Here is a 16,840-nt window from a genome sequence, read left to right as displayed (position 1 = left end):
TAACAGTATAGTAGCTACTATTCTTGCACTATTTTTCAAAGACGAAGATATTGATATACATGACAGGTGAACGGCAACAATGACCGTTCTCCCTATCGATGCGATTGCATTATCTTCGCGATAATGAAAGTATTCATTTTATGACTTAGAAGTCAGTTGAGATACTGAGCTTTTCCCAACGTTTCGTTTCTTCTAATTTACCGATGTCCATCGCGTTCGCCAGCTCTACCGCATCACTACCTAGCAGCAAGCGAAGCGGTGGGTTTTCTTCGTCAACGATCGTAATGATCGCTTGTGCGGCTTTTAGAGGATCTCCCTTCTCTTTGCCAGTATTTTCGCCGAAATATTTCATCATATAGCCAACAGTATTTTTGTATTCGTCGCGCGGCTCGACTTGCTGCATCGAGGAGCCAGCCCAATCAGTGCGGAAACCACCTGGTTCTACTAGAGTAACCTTAATTCCGAGCTGTTTAACTTCCTTGGCTAGTACCTCTGAAAAGCCTTCCACAGCCCATTTCGCTGCTTGATAAGGTGCAAGACCCGGTGCGCCAATACGGCCCCCAATAGATGAGAACTGAATGATATGACCATGTCCCTGTTCTCTCAATAAAGGTAGTGCAGCCTTGGTTACATTTACTACGCCCCAAAGGTTTGTCTCCACTTGAGCACGGAAATCTTCCATCGTTGTTTCTTCAATCGAAGATACGTTGCCGTAACCTGCATTATTTACAAGGACATCTAAGCGTCCGAATGTTTCGAAAGCTGCTTTTATTGCTACTTGCGCTTGCTCAAAATTATTTACATCGAGTTGTACTATATGAATTTGACTACTGTATCGCTCTGCAAGATCAGCAAGTTGCTCTGGTTTGCGAGCCGTTGCGACTAGTTGATCGCCTTTTGCTAGCACCGCTTCTGCAAGACTACGGCCAAAACCTCGTGAACTTCCTGTAATAAACCATACTTTTGACATATCCATGCGCCTCCCAAATCAAATGTGGAATATTAATTCCAACGTCAGTATATCCCTAACCTCTACGTGAAGTCAAGATTTTTCGGAATAAATATTCCAAGTTGATTTATTTAACTGAATATACATGATATCCCTGATACTATTCGATCTTATTATTCGGACACACATTTCTATTCAATTATCATCAGCGCATCAAATATTGAGTATATTTTGGAAAAAATATTCCAAAAATCATAACCTTTGCTTCATTTAAAATTTACAAACTTCTTATATATCCTATTGACATCTTAAACTATCTCGTAATAATGTTTATATTAAGAGAGGTGAGATAGATGAGTAAGAAACAGGACATCATGGCTGCTACGCTCGATCTGATACATGAAGAAGGGCTGCAATCTGTTACCTTCTCAAAGATATTCAAAAAAGCCAATGTAGGTTCTGGTACTATATATAATTATTTTTCAAATAAAGAAGAAATTGTAAACGCCGTTTATAAAGAAGCAAGGATGCATATGGGGGAGCATTTACTGCAGGGTTACGATTCCTCTACAAGCCTGTATGAGCGCTTTAAGTGCCTTCAATTGAATAGGTTAACTTTTGGCATTCTGTATCCCAAAGAGTTCCTTTTTATAGACAATTTTTCCTTTTCTCCTTATATATCACCAGAGCTACGTAATATGGATGACTTGCACAAATCAAGAGAAGTCATACTTTCCTTGATTGTTGAGGGTCAAAAACAAGGAATCATCAAAGAGATGGATTCACATTTGTGCCATCAACTCATTCACGGTATCATTTCTTCTATCCTTAAAGGATATTACGTACAGAAATATCCGTTGAACGAAACTCAAATTCAACAAATCTTGGAAGCTTCTTGGAAATCAATGCTCGTATAAAAAGCAAAACTTCATTCCGTCATTCAATATTTGCTAACTGTGCCAATCTCAGGCCCAGATTCACTTGCTGAAAAATGAAAAAAGGACTAGGCGGCTTTTGTACCGCTTAGTCCTTTTTTCTAGGTGCAATCCGTCGGGAATGTCCTCAAATTCTGGTCATCTAATTTTGACAAAAACTTGAGGACATAAAAGCTGACGCTGATTCGAGCAATCGGCCGGTGGGCCGATCGTCGTCGTACTCTTGATCGGAGCTAGAGCCAGCGTCACCATCACTTGATTTAGGCAAACGTATGGGAGCTTTAACCCATATACAAAAGCCAAGCTTTTAGCGACCATTAATGAGATTATGTTCTGAGCGTTAGGTGATGTTATTAATGCACCAAATCGCATTATCCTGTATAGATTAACCAAATGACTATTAGCTCTGCGAACTCTTTTTGTCGTTAAGCAGCGGGAGTTACTAGTCGATGTCGATCTTACATAAAATTGATTAAAATATACTTAAATAGTTTACAAATAATTATAGGGTACAGTAAATCTTATCGTTGGGAGAGTGGTGCAATATTATGTAAAAACTTATTTCAGTGTCCGCTTCTCTTAGTTTCTTCTCAATTGAACTAAATGTTTCTTGTTTACCAAATAACTTCGAGAACAAGCTTTTTTCTCACTTTTTCTTTGAATACGATGATTAACAAACATCTCAAAGGCTGTCATTACGGAAGTCTTGGGCTCTCGCCACATGCCTAAATTTTGCGATGTCGACTCCGATAATTAAAGTAGAAAAAGTAATTTGATTAAATCGTTCATTTTGAGTAGAATGCATGTTGTAGTCTCCTTGGTTTTGTTTTTGGATCCGACGCTGGCCAGCATCAGGGACCCATAAACATCATACCAAGGAGTCTATTTATTTCTCAAACCTCGTATTTCCTCATAATAGGAATGCTGCCCGTTAGCGTGAAAAAGGCAGCCGATCGTCAACCCTACCTGCTGTCTTCTTATATGGATTCAGCTATAGTTATCCGTTAGCGGAAGTAACGACCGACTTCATGATCTGTGACTCGGCTAACGCTGACAGACTTTGAATGGCTGGATTCGAAGCCTTTTGGAGAATGCTTTTTTGAAATTTATAATAAGTTAATGACTGTCAAGTTATACATTGAAGAAGGGAATTGAAATGACACCATTATGAATAAAACTACCATTTCACTTTTATCTAAGAGTCGGAAGGCCCAAGAAGAAATCCAGAAACAAACGGTATATCCATCAATGAAAAAGTCGTTCAGTTCACCAATCTAGGGAAGGCACTCATAAAAGTGCTCCACGAAAGGATTGGTCCCTTCGTGGAGCTAGAGGCCGTGATGCCTGGGATAAACTTATATCCCCCATTGAAGTGCTCAAACGTGACGATTGAAACGAGATTTTTTCCTATCGGAGAGGCTGTGTAAACCATTAAGCTAGCCCTATGTAACTAAAGTGCCAGTCGAAGTAGTACCACTGACAGAACTTGATATTTCTAACCTCTCAGTTGAATCTCATAATCTGTAACAATCTTTCCATCGTACTGAATAATTTGACCATTTTGATTCTTATCAGACAGGATAATGTCGGTACTTATCTGTCCAGCGGCTTCAGGAGACTTGACGAATCCGCCGTGAGCACCAGCTTCCATGCCGTTCAAGTCGGTTGCGACAGCGCCAGGCATGATGCCGAAAATCTGGCGATGGCTACCCATTTTTTCAAACTCGTAAGCGTAAGTCAGTGTCATCACGTTGAGTGCTGCTTTGCTCGTAATGTAAGCGAGCGGGTGCCAAAAGTCGGTCGGCGAAATCGGAACGGTGATATTGACGATTTTCGCGTTGTCTGTCAGAGATGAGAGCAGACTTTTGATGAACTCATGTGTACCGAGAAAATTCGTTTCCATCGTCGTACGTAAATCCTCAGTTGTATAGTCAAATGTGCGCTTTGCGAGGTCGAGCGCCGCACGCCCAGGCTTGACACTATCAGGAATTCCAGCATTATTGACCAGTATATCAAGCGAGTTAACCATTTTAGCCGCTGCGTGCAAGCTGTCAAAATTATTCAAATCAATCTTGATGAACGTTGCTGATATGCCTTCTGCGGCAAGTTTTTCGACTGCTGCCTGCCCACGGGCTTCATCACGTGCTCCAACGAGAATGTCATAGCCACGCTTACCAAGACTTCGAGCGATTTCGAAACCGATTCCTTTATTTGCTCCAGTGACAAGTGCTTTCATAGTGAGCTCCTTTTCGTTTTTTTACTTGTTACAAGCATATTATAACTTAACGATAGAATTATCAGCATCCTCCAAAACGTCTTAATTCCTCTGATACGATGCGTTTCTGCGTTGGATGGGTTGTTAATCATGAAGCAGATTGTTGCTCCAGCCAATCCGCTATGAGTTTAAGCTATGAAATTGAGTGGTGCTTCACGGTCTGCCACATTTGGAGTCTCAAATCCACATTCCAATTTTATCTAAATTAATTGTAATTCAGGAATCGGAAAATATGCAAATTTTTTAATTATTAACAATTAGAAACGAAATATTATTCTACTCTTCTAAAGACAGTCAATCAGTACTCATGTCTGTTTGAACTAAAGTTGCTCGTTTGAACTTAACAAACAACGCTTAAATGATTCTCTCGGGAATGAGATCAAGTTCTTGTCAAAATCGGGAATGGGATCAAGTTCTTGTCATTGAGTTTTGACAAGAACTTGATCCCATAAAATAAAAAAACCGCGTTTATCGCGTTAACTAATGAGATAATGTTCATGTCACCCGACACTTCCGGAGGGTTATGAACTTCTATTTTAACGTCTAGATTCTTCAACTTAGAGACGACGCTTTTTATTTAAGTTGGTTCTTTAATTATAAAACTGAGTTCTAAAACAGTCCTCCTTGTTACCAATTCATAAGTTATCACCTTATCAAAGATGGTGCCACATAATGGAATTATCGTTCTTTCGTTAGCTTAATCAAAAATCCCCATTCCACAATCTTATTACTTCTTTTAGTTCTAAATTTTCAAAACTTAATCTATAAATATCTGGTTTCTTTAATTGATTTAAAAAATCCAAACCATAACTTGAATCAAAATAATTCATCATCAATGTCATTACAAGTCCATGTGTTCCAATAGCTATTTTTTTCCCAGAGTGTTCTTTTAATATGTTTTTTATCACTGATATCGATCTATCCTGGCATTCAGAATTAGACTCCCCACCAGGTAGTGAATAATCAAAATCATAAAATTTCTCACTAATGACGGACATTAAATTTTCAATATTAACTTTAGCAAAATCCCTTTCCCTGAGATCTTCAAATGTTTCGATATCTAATCCCAAGTTTTGTGCCAATCCCTCAATACTCAGAATTGCTCGGTTATACGGGCTAGATACAATGACATCAATTCCTTCTTCTTTAAGAATTTCTGTAACTTTTTCAACATCGCCCTTGCCCTTAGTGGTAAGTCCCCTTGTTCTTTCTGTTCCTTCATTGTAGGGTGCTTCAGCATGCCTAACCATATAGATGATGGTGTTCATATAATCCTCCTTGAAATACTAAACATTCTTCCTTGTTACTGAATCAATTCCTCACTTAATTGTTCAAGAACTTTGGGCAAAAAATCGAGTTTACTTCTTTGGTCGTTTTTTAAGAATTCGGATATCCGCCTTGCGTGCACAAAGACAATGGATGAAAATTCTGGGATGATGCTTTCACTATGGAGTTTGGTCTCGAAGCTATCGTAATGCAATTTTAGCTCATGGGAATCAATGGATAACTCAATAAGGTAAACCAAAGCTATCGCTTGCCAATGTATAACATATTTAGACGTTACCCTAGAAACCACATTAGAGTTGGTCAAATCAATACCAATTTCTTCTTGTATTTCCCTCGACAAGTTCTCAAACATATTAACAACGTTCCCCTGAATATCACTTTTCTCAATGCCCCCCGCGACAAACTGCAACCTTCCCGGAGTGGAGGTATGTGTATTCATCTCTCCAATCACAAAAATTCATCCTTTGTGAGGATAACACCATTCGCAACCACTCCACGGCACTTGTATTTATGATTGACACTAAATTGTTTAGCGTATAAAAAATGAGCATAATCAGTTTTTTGTAAAGTTATCTTCATATCCTCTTCCAACTGAATCGTATGACTTATTGAATATATTTCGCCTCGGGTAAGGTATGGTTTCTCTTTTATTAATGAGTCCCAATAGGTATTTATTGATTCTTGAAGGGTGTAAGGAAGGTGAAGCTCTTCACGATCAACAGTTACTTGTAAACTTTTAGGGATCGGTTTAATCATCATTAATTGTTCATATCCCCTTCCAATCTATGTAACAATGTATAACTGGGGTTTACTTCCCAGGCTTCAAAGGGTACAAGACATTTTGCGTTCATTGCATCTAATAATCTTGATCTTTGCTGCGGCCTTGTTATGTATTCCCCAATATTCGCTTCATCGATTTTTATGTACCGAGCTTCGACTATTTCGTCTTCTTGTATTTTTATTTCCCCACTAAGGTATTGAGCTCTGAAACATACAGTCAGCACTTGTTTCGTTGTATTCATATAAACACCAGTTATTCCAATTGGCTTAATAACGATGCCGGTCTCCTCTTGGAACTCTCTGCAAATCGCTTCGTCGAGAGGTTCTCCTAATTCGACATTCCCACCTGGCATTTCCCAGGTATCCGAACGCCAATGTGTTCTAAGCAACAATACCTCACCACTCTCATTGGTGACTATACCTGTTACCGAAATACAGTGTTTAGGAACGTGGTACTCCAAACAGATCCCTCCTTCAATTTCTTTGACGCTTCCACCTATTGGAAAGTTTCTCCAAACTGCCCATTAACGTAATAAAGCCACCGATCGTACCGGCAGCTTTATCCTAGGTGTGTATTGAGCTATCGTTCCCAATTAACGTAATAAGATCTCCAAAATATTTCTCACCTCGTACAAATCCTTGCATATGTAGTCGGGATCTATTCCATCAGGCTTTTTCTTATTGAGCCTATTTAGCCAAATCGCCGTGATACCCAGATTTTTAGCTCCATTAACATCACTTAAAAATGAGTCACCAATATGGATAACCTCATTTGGATTTAAATCGAATCTTTGTAGAGCCTCTTGAAATAGCTCTGGATTAGGTTTGTAAGACTTAACGTCCTCGCTCGTCAATACAGCATTAACATGGATGTCATGGTATTTTATTGCTTCCATAATATCTTCAGTATCAATGTTTGAAAGGATAAGTGTAGTTATGCCATGTAAGGACTGAATGAAAGGGTTTGTGTCTTCATATATTTTCGGTCTTTGCCAGTGCTCGAACTGAGCTTTAATAATTTCTTCTGCTACACAACTTGAGTTGTAGTTCTGTACTGTATGAGAGAGCGAAGAAATCCCCAATGTTCGCTGTGTCTGGAATGTATCGCCATAACTATTACGAAATGCGTCGGAGAATACGTTCCACCAAAATTTTCCGATCTCATCTATCTCACAGATTGATTCTGATGAAGATTTTATTTGCTCACAAATATCTGGTATTATTTCGTCATCTTCATGAACGAGCGTGCCATAGAAATCGAGGAATACCGCTTTTATAGTCATGTTAAACCTCCGTTTGCCGAGTACGCTTCGCGATCACCTTTGGAAGCAGGCCTTATTTCTTACTTTTCTTATTCTCTTCTTAGTATCGAAATCCTTCCTGAATATTCCATTATTCTGCCAGTTACTTTAACGAAACCAGGGAGCAGCTGCCGCGTGGCGAGCTGCTCCCTGGTTATTAAGCTATCGTTCCCAGTTAGCGGAATCAACTCTTGTTCATCGGTTGACCGTAAACTACATGGAAATGAAGATGTTTCGAATCTTGATATTTCCCTAAATTTGTTATCACCCTGCATGCCCCATTTTCTGCAACCACTCGGGAAGCCACCTTCTTAACAGTATCTATTAACTCAATTAGAAGGGCATTGTCACCTTCTTCTAAAGTTAAAAGTGATGGAATATGTCTTTTCGGAATTGTCACAATATGCACCGGATAAAATGGACGAGTGTGATGATAAGCGAGTACATTTTCGGTTTCCAGTACCTTTTGTACAGGTGTTCGACCACTTAATACCTCATCGCAATAAAAATCTTCCGACATAATGTTGCCTCCTACAATGTTTTTCCTTATTTTTTTAACACTCGTTTACTTAACAAAACTGCCCAAGCCGATAGTGTGTGAGCTGCCGACATTTCATGATTGAACTATCGTTCGCCGATAGCTCAATAATTCTTCAGTGAAAAAAGCCAGCAGGATAGTGATCATCTTCTTCCGAATCTACATCAGGATACCTATTAAAGACCGATTGAAAGTTATCGTGTTCGATTAAATGGTCGACAAGTTGTTCAATTCTTTCCCTGCTAATAACGTCAATTAACACCATATCGATGGACCAAAAATACGAACCATTCATACATTCACCAGTTTGTATATTCTTATGCCTTAACGTCTCGACATTTTGGTAAGTGAAAAAGCTTGCAATCCATTTTGAGCGATCCCGAAAAACAACAATAACATCTGTATTACAATCGTTACAATCCCATGAGTCTATGAGCCACTCTTCCGCTTCTATCCATATTTGACGTTTCAAACAGTTCATATCTGACTCCCTTGTATTCAGCTATCGTTCCCGTTAGCTTATCGACTTGCACCATTTAAGAACTGCCTCATCAACTTCATCAATATAACCAACATCTTCGGTTAAATTCCAAAATAAAATTCTATCTGTTTCATTATTATTTTTAAACGGGACTATGTAATCCAGCTCAGTATAAAAAATGGGATTATATTTTATTGTACCATCTGGTTTCCCAACTTTTAGTAGGCCTTTAAAATCCATATCTTGAACAACCTGTGCTGTTTCTTCAAAAAGCTCCCGTATAGCGCATTCTTTAGCCATTTCATTATCATTTCTTCCTCCGGCAGGTACTTCCCATTGTTTCCTCCATGTGTTAAAACAAATTAGATAATTCCCGTCGTACCTCACCACTGCGTACGAACCTGCTAATGGCTCATAATTTATTAGTTCATGTTCATTCAATGAAATGCACTCTATAAGTTCATAACCATTTTTATTAATAATAGCTGTCAATAAAAGCCCTCCTTTATTCCAAATTGTACCATATAATGAGCGAGAGTTATTGAGCATAACTGCCCTTTAGTCATAATGAACGAGGCGGCCCCATTTCGCTTATCGTAGGTTACATTTGGTAAAAATGTGTAGTGGATTCTACTTAAAACCAAATGCAGAGCTACATTCGAAAGGAGCCGCTACTATGAAGGATTACACAAAATTTGTTGGTTTAGACGTATCAAAAGATTCAATTTCTGTTGCTGTTGCAGACACAGGACGTGGTGAACCACGTTTTCTCGGCAACATTCCGCATACACCTGAAGCGATTCGCAAGTTGATGAGAAAGCTAGGTACTCCCGAGCAATTGCAAGTATGTTATGAGGCAGGACCAACTGGGTACGCTCTTTTCAGATTTCTCATCTCCTTAGGAATTGACTGTATCGTTGTAGCTCCAACACTTATCCCTAAGCGTGCAGGAGACCGAGTTAAAACGGACCGAAGAGATTCTTTGAAACTTGCAAAGCATCTTCGATCTGGTGAACTTACACCTGTTTGGACACCAGATGAAGATCATGAAGCATTAAGAGATCTCGTTCGTGCTCGTCATGATGCTAAGGAAGATTTGCATCGCGCTCGTCTTCGTCTTGTCCAATTTTTGCTTCGTCATGATCTGCGTTCTCCAAAAGGAACACGAAATTGGTCGGTTAAACATCGCGAATGGTTGAATAGTCTGCATTTTGAAAGATATTCATTACGAATTGTTTTTCAAGAGTATCTTCATGCTATCGATGAAGTCGCTGATCGAATGAAGCGCATCGAAGCTGAAATACATGAGCAAGCCATGAGCAGTGTTCATGCTCCTGTTATCCAAGCTCTTCAAACCATGCGTGGTGTTGCAGAAGTAACTGCAACCACATTGGTAGCCGAAATTGGACAGTTCTCTCGTTTCTCAAGCCCCAGGCAATTAATGTCTTACGCGGGACTAGTTCCTAAAGAATATTCAAGTGGAACTACCAGATGGCAAGGCTCCATCACCAAGGTTGGAAATGCTCACATTCGTCATGTTGTCGTAGAATCGGCTTGGGCATATCGTCACTCGCCATCATTAAAAGGCCAACTCCTTGCTCGACAAAATGGACAAGACCCTGAGGCCAAACGCATTGCGTGGAAAGCTCAGCACCGTTTGCATAAAAAATATCATCAAATAACTTCTCGAGGGAATGCCGGAAAAAAGGCCGCCGTTGCTGTTGCTAGGGAACTCATGGGGTTCATTTGGGCTATTGGTTGTGAAATTGAAAAGCGAACGGAAACTGTTGCAGCAGGTTAATTTTTATTAAAACCCATTAGTTTATGGGAATAGTTTTGAGGTTTTGGCTCGGAGGCAAAGCTCTGGTAAGGAGAACCCTCATGTTAAGCTATGCACTAGGTCTGTTTATTAACCGAATGTGCGCCGTTAGTCCGAGGCAGCTCCACGACGGATGGAATGAAATGCGGTAACCAACCCGCGCATATCAGACTGTTAACCACCGTCAACTACTTTGCCTTCGTGCTAAGATCTTAAAGCACCTCTTTTTCAGCGCGGCCATTATATCCTTTCTCTCCGTTTGATTGTCAAGGACGCAAAGTCACCGTCCTTGACAATCACTTCGCGAAAGAATCTTTAGGTTATTAGGCTGAAAAAATGAAAGTGAAGAACTAAGAAAACCTTCCAAAAAATGGGGTGTTGATCGCCTCGTTCATATCAGCTTAATAAAAACAGGGAGCAGACTGCTGCGCCAGCAGCAGTCTGCTCCCTGAATAGTTCAACTAATGTTATTCGTTAGATTCCTGTAGATGGATAAATTTCAGCTTTGTAAAAAAACGAGCGCCTCGGTACGATGGAAGTACACAACGGGTCAAAAGCCCTTTAATTCCATCATCCAGGAGGACGCTCTACTATGAAGTTTAAATCACAAGATAAGCAAAATCAACTCATTGAAAACATTACCGTTCATCATATTGTTGTAGGTGTAGACATTGCTCAGGAGGTCCACGTTGCCAGAGCGGTTAACTTTCGAGTTTCAGCTTCATAATCCAATTTTAAAAAATCATGGATAACCTCATCTTCACTTGATTTAAGGTGATGAAATTCTGCGAACGAGTGAGTATATGTGAGAAGAGGGAACGCGGAGTACTGGGAAACTCGTACGCTCCGTGTGGAGCAGGGGAAAAGGAAACTTGAAACTCATCTGGATCCTGAAAGGGATCAAAAAGAGGTTCAGGAAACTCAAAGCTGAAGAAGACTTGGTCAAGTATATTAATGAGCATCATCGTCAGTAAGCCCTTCCAGCGATTTTATGGATTCAAACTGTTACTTTTTTTTGGTGTCCAGTAATTAACGAATGCCTTTGTCAAAGATCCAGTAAAAATATAGTAAAGGAAAGAGTAGTAGTAGGTCCAACCATAATAAGTTATTGTTCCGGCCCAAACTGAAAACGGCTCTCCAATAAATGCAAAAATCATTGCTTGAATTAATAATGCTATTAAGAATTTTTTCCATGATCTGAAGTATTGAAAAATCAACATCTGTGCCACTGGAACTACAGAAAAATCAAAAGGAAATGAAATAAGAGAGTAAGGGACTAGCTTAATAGGATACACCCAAGTACCAATTTCTGCACCAAGGTCGTCCGTAAATGATGTAATAATTAGTATCATAAGACCATAGAACCAAATAACGTGTGCTCTTTTTCGATCAATTAGCTTTAATAAAATGATCCATGGAACTATCAAACCAGCTAACAAGAACCACCACTGCCAAGTAAACACACCACTTGTTAACCATCTAACTAATTCGACATGTGCACCATTTTGTTGAATTTCATGTAATTGATCACTCATAGTTTTTGCCTCGACAACAGATGAATTTTTGTATCTCCTGTTAATTTTACCCATACACTTGTCAAGTTAAACTGCCTGCAAAGATTTGCCGGCAGTGTTAACATGGTTCATGATTGCGGCAGGCTCCACGTGACTCGACTTAATAGTTGTCGATATCTACGTTGATGTCAGAGTGTCCATAACGAAAACGACCGCCATTCATAGGGCGGTCGTTTCTCCTTTAGGACTTGGCTAAGCAGGCTTGCGTAGCCTTTGCGTTTTCATTTTTATCCATGTAGTAATTAATATATACAAAATTGAGTGTGGCCACGGTAATTTGAAATATATTTACCGTTACGACTAAATGGTTGATAGATTTTAGAAAGACTCCGAAATAGTATTTGACCATCTATAATATAAAAATCAGATTCACGAGTTAAAGAAGGCAAGTCTTTATGATTTGGAAATGGCAAGCTTACTTAATTCCTTCATTGTGTTCTCAATCGCATCCATCGATTGGAACTCCCTGGACAATCGCATAACATTTTTCTTATATTGAGGTTGGTTCAGCACTTGCTTCACCGCATGCAAAATGTTCTCTTTTGAAGGACGGTCGGTTTTCAAATTGATACCTACTCCTGACCATTCAACACGTGCGCATACTTCCGGTTTATCTTCGGTTTTACCTGCTGATACGATAGGAAGCCCATAATAAATCGCTTGCTGTACTCCACCATATCCTCCGTTAGTCACAATTGCATCTACATGAGGTAAAAGTTCATGATGAGGAATGAAACTTTCCAAACGAACATTGTCCGGTAATGGAATGTCCACGTTCTTTAGGGGTCTCCCCCCTGTCGTAGCCACAACCAAGACATCTTCACCAGCTAATGCTTGTATTGTGGGGATAAGTAATTTACGGAAATCTTCGTTAGCGATCGTTCCTTGCGTAACATATACGACCGTACGGTTTTTCATTTCATCCCACCAAGAAGGAGGCGTGAATTCAGTTTGTTTCGCTGGTAGATACGGACCTACAAACTTAACGTGGCTCGGCAAATCACTGCGAGGATACTCAAAGGAAGGGCTGGTTCCCTGAAGGAACAAATCACTTGCCATCGCAGGGGCAGTCAATGCAAAGTACGGGAGTTTAGGCACGTTAATAAGTGATAACAATTTGTTTGCATGCTTTTGTACATCCGCGAACATGATGTTTTCGACCAATCCGTTTAACAATTTGTTGCGCATTCGACCCAAAGCACTTGTGCTTGGCGAGATCCCAAGACCAAAAGGCGCAGTATCACGGCTACTTAGAGTCATAGGAAATACTCCATATGCCGCTATCTTTGGAGCCTGGCCTGTTAGCTTTAATGGCAACATCCCGGTAAATGCCCCATCCATGACAACAACATCCGCGGGAAAATCTTTTAATATTCTTGTTAGATCTGCGGCATATGCGGGCATTTCTCCGAAGAAAATATGTTTCAAATCAAATTTCATTTGGTTTACTCCCTGAAATTTACTTCGTTCGGGAAACCACTCTTCATACCGACTATCATCCAAGTCCTTAGCAGACTGCACCTTCTTAAAAAGCGCACCCGTTGCTTCAATTTTTCCTCGATATTTAGAAGTGCTGTACCACATAACCTCATGTCCCAATTCTACCAGTCGTTTGGCAATCGGAAGACCTGGAGAAATATGTCCTTGTATAGGCATAGCGGCAAATAAAAATTTAGACATTGTTTTTCTCCTATCCATCTATATTAATTCAATTATTAATTTTACTAGCCTTATGTCATCTAATTGTAAAAAGCGTTGAATTTTATTGTGTTAATTTTTACATATTGGTCAAAACCTTTTTTTTAAAGTTTTCCAGAGGTGCTTTAACTCTCATTTTTAATGGATGCTTTGCGGTCTTCTATCGCCATTGGTGTCAAAGAAACCCAACATTCATTTGAAGCATAGCTATCTTCGCCTAGAAGAATTCAGCTTTCATCTTGATATCTCCACGTATATTATCCATTTAGTTACCAAATAATCCGGTATAAAGACTAGAAACATTTATTGCAATTTCGCTCTACATTCAACCGGTATCTCTTCCACAACTTCGCCTTCCGAGACTAAGTAAGCTTTTTCGTATAAATTACAAACAGGGCAAATATGATTCGGTATGATTTGTACTTTATCTCCTACAGCCACTTTATTACTGAAATCTTCATTGTAAATAATAGCGTGTTCGTCAAACACTTTAAAAATATGGACGTCATCAAACTCTTTAATACGACCGAGACCTTTTGTTGTTGTATGACCTTTACTCCTAGTTTGAGCTGTAATTCCTTTCGCGCCTACATCCATAATTATTCTTACCTTTTTCAACTGCCTCGATATAGCCATCAAAATAATATGGTATTTCATCTTCTTTACCATTCCGAATTCTGCCTCTAACTTTATCGAATGCAAATATAGAAATTGAATATTCAGGCTTTCCAGTAACCAACACACCACACGGAGCGTGCCAGAAATGCTGGCCGATAAGCTTAACGAGGCCACCAAATCATACCGGTAGCCTCGTTTCTGATTGAACTATAGTTTTCATTAAGGAACTATAACCGACTCACTGCCATGGGCACAACGATAGTCTTCTTCAAGCTCGTTATACGTGAGTGGCATGCCATAAACGGTTGGAAGATAACAAATGTTGCACGACTTGAGTCAAATTTTATTGACGAGCCGCAGGAGCCGGAGCCGCTCGCTGCGTTTGAATCAAGTTGTCTACATTGGACTTCGACTTATTAATTTGCTCTTGCGTCAACGGCTTGCCAACGCCGAAGCTCTTGACGATTTTCTTCAGCGTATCCGCATCGAAATCATCCATCGCATACATCTCCACCGTAAATCCCTTGTCCTCCCAGATAACAATTCCATTTGCAAAATACAGCTGGGTCCCATCGATCATTTCCGTTTTCACTTCAGCTGTCGTTTCAACTCCGTTCTTGCCGCCTTGCGAAATCAAGAAATTCACGGATTTTTCGCCTTGCGCGTATTGCACCTCTACCATCGTCTTACCGTGAATGATGGTGTTGACATACTTGAAGTCAGCCATCCAGGATGGAGCCGGGAAATTCATTCCCACGACGGTACGGGCTTCGTCCACGGTCATCGTCGGCCGCGGCGGCAGCTCCACTCTATCGGTTTCGGAACCTTGCTTCTGGGCGGAGGCATTTTTGGCAGACGCCGGAAGCTCCTTATCGACTTGAACGATGTCCATATTGCCTACATGAAACTTCGCCAAGATCGATTGCATCATACCTTGGGCGTAGGAGGTAGTAGATAGCACTCCGCCAATCAGCACTACACCAAGTACAGCCACAGTAGCCGTTTTCCATGTTCTATTCATCGTTGTCATCCCGTCCCTCATCGTATTTTTCGGTGAAATGGTTTGCGTCTCGATCTTATGTACCAGACGCCTGTGAATCCGCTCTTTCGCCAATGGATTATCAAGCTTTGTATTTTCAAGCAAATCAATCACATCCTCGAATGGTTTGAGGTCTTGTTTTTTATTCATCCATCAACCCCCCTGTCCCCAAAAATTTATGCAGCTTCTTCAAGCTCCTGTAGACAATTACACCGATCTGGGATTCACTTACTCCCATGAGTGCCGCAATCTCCGAGTTTTTGAGACCGGCGGCAAACTTCATGGCGATGATGTTGCGTTCCTTGTCGCGCAACTTGGCAAACGCTTGAAACAACGCCTGATGGTCGTCAATCTGGATGGCTAGCTCCTCGGGAGAAGGCTTCGGCCAGATCAACTCGGTAATCGAGTCCAAGGAGAAATGAAATCTCTTTTTCCGGGCGCGAAAGTAATCGGTGACGGCATTCCGTACTATGGCGAACAACCACACCTCGAATACGGCTTTTTCCTCCGAGAAGCTGCCATAATTGACAATAACCCGTTCAAACACTTGGCTGCAAACATCCTCCGCCTCATACTGATTCTGAATCCGGTAGTAAATATACTTGTACACGCGGTTAAAGTACTGTTCATAGATCCGGGAAAATTGTTCGGTTGACAGAACCTCTCCGGCAGCACGGAGTTTGTCCGTTCGCTCCCTGAATATGTTCTTGTTTACTCGGACGCTCTCCACTCACTTTCCTCCTTCCTATGCTTCTATTTCATCCAAGCAAGCCGGTTACGTATGTTAATACGCCGCTTAATGAAATCCATTAACAAGTAGCGGTCGTTTTTTTTCTTCAAGTCACTATTATAGAGCATGAAAAAAAATGCGGGCACCAGCAATCGCTGGAAACCCACATCCACTATAACGGCGTTAATTTTTTTTACGGATTCAAGATTTGATCCACATTCCGCTGGCTAAGTCGGTCCTCAGGGAACTCACCAGTTGCTGAAGGCTGCCCATGTAGGTGGTGTTGCCTTCGACTGGTCCGGTTCCCGCCATCGTTCAGCATCTTTTTGCCGTTACAGTCAGCTTGGGGAGGTCTATCATAATAAGGGTATTGTACTATCCCATATTGTAAGTATGCTGCCCGTTAGCTGAGAAGGCTGCCATTCTATGCTGTCCGTAGCCTTCTCCTGATGTCTATTGAGCAATAGTTATCCGTTAGATTCCTGTAGATGGATAAATTTCAGCTTTGTAAAAAAACGAGCGCCTCGGTACGATGGAAGTACGCAACGGGTCAAAAGCCCTTTAATTCCATCATCCAGGAGGACGCTCTACTATGAAGTTTAAATCACAAGATAAGCAAAATCAACTCATTGAAAACATTACCGTTCATCATATTGTTGTTGGTGTAGACATTGCTCAGGAGGCCCACGTTGCCAGAGCGGTTAACTTTCGTGGTGTCGCTCTTGGTAATCCTTTAGTGTTTAGCAACGACGAGGATGGTTTCAAGTCCCTCGACCGTTGGATTCGCGGTTGCCTGCCTACTTTCATCGATTATAA

17 protein-coding genes and 2 pseudogenes are annotated in these 16,840 nt (G+C 40.6%); 4 read left to right on the top strand and 15 right to left on the bottom strand.

What is annotated here, in order from left to right; translation table 11 throughout:
• Positions 1–145: 145 nt before the first annotated feature.
• A complete protein-coding gene (locus GON05_RS16420) occupies positions 146–970 on the bottom strand; it encodes an oxidoreductase (protein ID WP_157320093.1) in 825 nt (274 codons plus the stop codon).
• A 332-nt stretch (positions 971–1,302) separates the two neighbouring features.
• Between GON05_RS16420 and GON05_RS16415 the strand changes: the two genes are divergently transcribed.
• Complete coding sequence (locus GON05_RS16415; protein ID WP_157320092.1) at positions 1,303–1,866, top strand: TetR/AcrR family transcriptional regulator; 564 nt, start codon at positions 1,303–1,305, stop codon at positions 1,864–1,866.
• Positions 1,867–3,379: 1,513 nt separating this feature from the next.
• Here the strand turns inward: GON05_RS16415 and GON05_RS16410 are convergent.
• The 9 genes from GON05_RS16410 to GON05_RS16370 all read right to left on the bottom strand — a co-directional run bounded on the left by GON05_RS16410 (position 3,380) and on the right by GON05_RS16370 (position 9,038).
• Entirely contained in the window at positions 3,380–4,120 is a 741-nt protein-coding gene (locus GON05_RS16410) for an SDR family NAD(P)-dependent oxidoreductase (RefSeq protein ID WP_157320091.1), read from the bottom strand.
• 740 nt (positions 4,121–4,860) lie between these two features.
• On the bottom strand, positions 4,861–5,427 hold the full coding sequence (locus GON05_RS16405) for a histidine phosphatase family protein (RefSeq protein ID WP_157320090.1): 567 nt from the start codon (positions 5,425–5,427) through the stop codon (positions 4,861–4,863).
• Positions 5,428–5,462: 35 nt separating this feature from the next.
• Complete coding sequence (locus tag GON05_RS16400; RefSeq protein ID WP_157320089.1) at positions 5,463–5,897, bottom strand: NUDIX hydrolase; 435 nt, start codon at positions 5,895–5,897, stop codon at positions 5,463–5,465.
• On the bottom strand, positions 5,894–6,205 hold the full coding sequence (locus GON05_RS16395; RefSeq protein ID WP_157320088.1) for a hypothetical protein: 312 nt from the start codon (positions 6,203–6,205) through the stop codon (positions 5,894–5,896). The genes GON05_RS16400 and GON05_RS16395 overlap by 4 nt, the downstream gene beginning before the upstream one ends.
• Entirely contained in the window at positions 6,205–6,687 is a 483-nt protein-coding gene (locus GON05_RS16390; RefSeq protein ID WP_157320087.1) for an NUDIX hydrolase, read from the bottom strand. The genes GON05_RS16395 and GON05_RS16390 overlap by 1 nt, the downstream gene beginning before the upstream one ends.
• A 132-nt stretch (positions 6,688–6,819) precedes the next feature.
• Positions 6,820–7,509, bottom strand: a complete 690-nt coding sequence (locus GON05_RS16385) for an HAD family hydrolase (protein WP_157320086.1) — start codon at positions 7,507–7,509, stop codon at positions 6,820–6,822.
• Between the two features lie 202 nt (positions 7,510–7,711).
• Entirely contained in the window at positions 7,712–8,047 is a 336-nt protein-coding gene (locus GON05_RS16380) for an HIT domain-containing protein (protein WP_157320085.1), read from the bottom strand.
• Between the two features lie 133 nt (positions 8,048–8,180).
• Positions 8,181–8,537 (bottom strand): hypothetical protein, encoded by a 357-nt coding sequence (locus GON05_RS16375; RefSeq protein WP_420819858.1) that lies wholly within the window; start codon positions 8,535–8,537, stop codon positions 8,181–8,183.
• 42 nt (positions 8,538–8,579) lie between these two features.
• On the bottom strand, positions 8,580–9,038 hold the full coding sequence (locus GON05_RS16370; protein ID WP_246239202.1) for an NUDIX domain-containing protein: 459 nt from the start codon (positions 9,036–9,038) through the stop codon (positions 8,580–8,582).
• A gap of 184 nt (positions 9,039–9,222) precedes the next feature.
• Here GON05_RS16370 and GON05_RS16365 point away from each other — a divergent pair, with 184 nt between their 5' ends.
• Positions 9,223–10,347 carry an IS110 family RNA-guided transposase gene (locus tag GON05_RS16365; protein ID WP_157320082.1) on the top strand — a complete coding sequence of 375 codons (1,125 nt, stop codon included), beginning with the start codon at positions 9,223–9,225 and terminating at the stop codon, positions 10,345–10,347.
• A 610-nt stretch (positions 10,348–10,957) separates the two neighbouring features.
• Positions 10,958–11,092, top strand: coding sequence for a hypothetical protein (locus GON05_RS39755; RefSeq protein ID WP_258567497.1), 135 nt, complete (start codon positions 10,958–10,960; stop codon positions 11,090–11,092).
• 262 nt (positions 11,093–11,354) lie between these two features.
• Here the strand turns inward: GON05_RS39755 and GON05_RS16360 are convergent, their stop codons facing one another.
• From GON05_RS16360 to GON05_RS16340, 5 genes and pseudogenes are all read right to left on the bottom strand, one after another.
• A complete protein-coding gene (locus GON05_RS16360) occupies positions 11,355–11,954 on the bottom strand; it encodes a CBO0543 family protein (protein ID WP_221435241.1) in 600 nt (199 codons plus the stop codon).
• 378 nt (positions 11,955–12,332) lie between these two features.
• Positions 12,333–13,619 carry a nucleotide disphospho-sugar-binding domain-containing protein gene (locus GON05_RS16355; protein ID WP_157320080.1) on the bottom strand — a complete coding sequence of 429 codons (1,287 nt, stop codon included), beginning with the start codon at positions 13,617–13,619 and terminating at the stop codon, positions 12,333–12,335.
• A gap of 321 nt (positions 13,620–13,940) precedes the next feature.
• Positions 13,941–14,279, bottom strand: a pseudogene (locus GON05_RS16350) (D-TA family PLP-dependent enzyme); the annotation flags it as partial.
• 319 nt (positions 14,280–14,598) lie between these two features.
• Positions 14,599–15,444, bottom strand: coding sequence for a hypothetical protein (locus GON05_RS16345; RefSeq protein ID WP_157320079.1), 846 nt, complete (start codon positions 15,442–15,444; stop codon positions 14,599–14,601).
• The gene (locus GON05_RS16340; RefSeq protein WP_181646099.1) at positions 15,437–16,024 is read right to left on the bottom strand and encodes a sigma-70 family RNA polymerase sigma factor; all 588 of its coding nucleotides are present in this window, start codon (positions 16,022–16,024) and stop codon (positions 15,437–15,439) included. The genes GON05_RS16345 and GON05_RS16340 overlap by 8 nt, the downstream gene beginning before the upstream one ends.
• A gap of 592 nt (positions 16,025–16,616) precedes the next feature.
• Here GON05_RS16340 and GON05_RS16335 point away from each other — a divergent pair.
• Positions 16,617–16,811 (top strand): annotated as a pseudogene (locus tag GON05_RS16335) (IS110 family RNA-guided transposase); the annotation flags it as partial.
• Between the last annotated feature and the right edge of the window lie 29 nt (positions 16,812–16,840).

Source organism: Paenibacillus anseongensis (assembly GCF_009757995.1).
Taxonomy (GTDB): Bacteria; Bacillota; Bacilli; order Paenibacillales; family NBRC-103111; genus Paenibacillus_E; species Paenibacillus_E chondroitinus.
The sequence above is the reverse complement of the archived record's forward strand: the minus strand, read 5'-3'. Positions and strand labels throughout refer to the sequence as shown.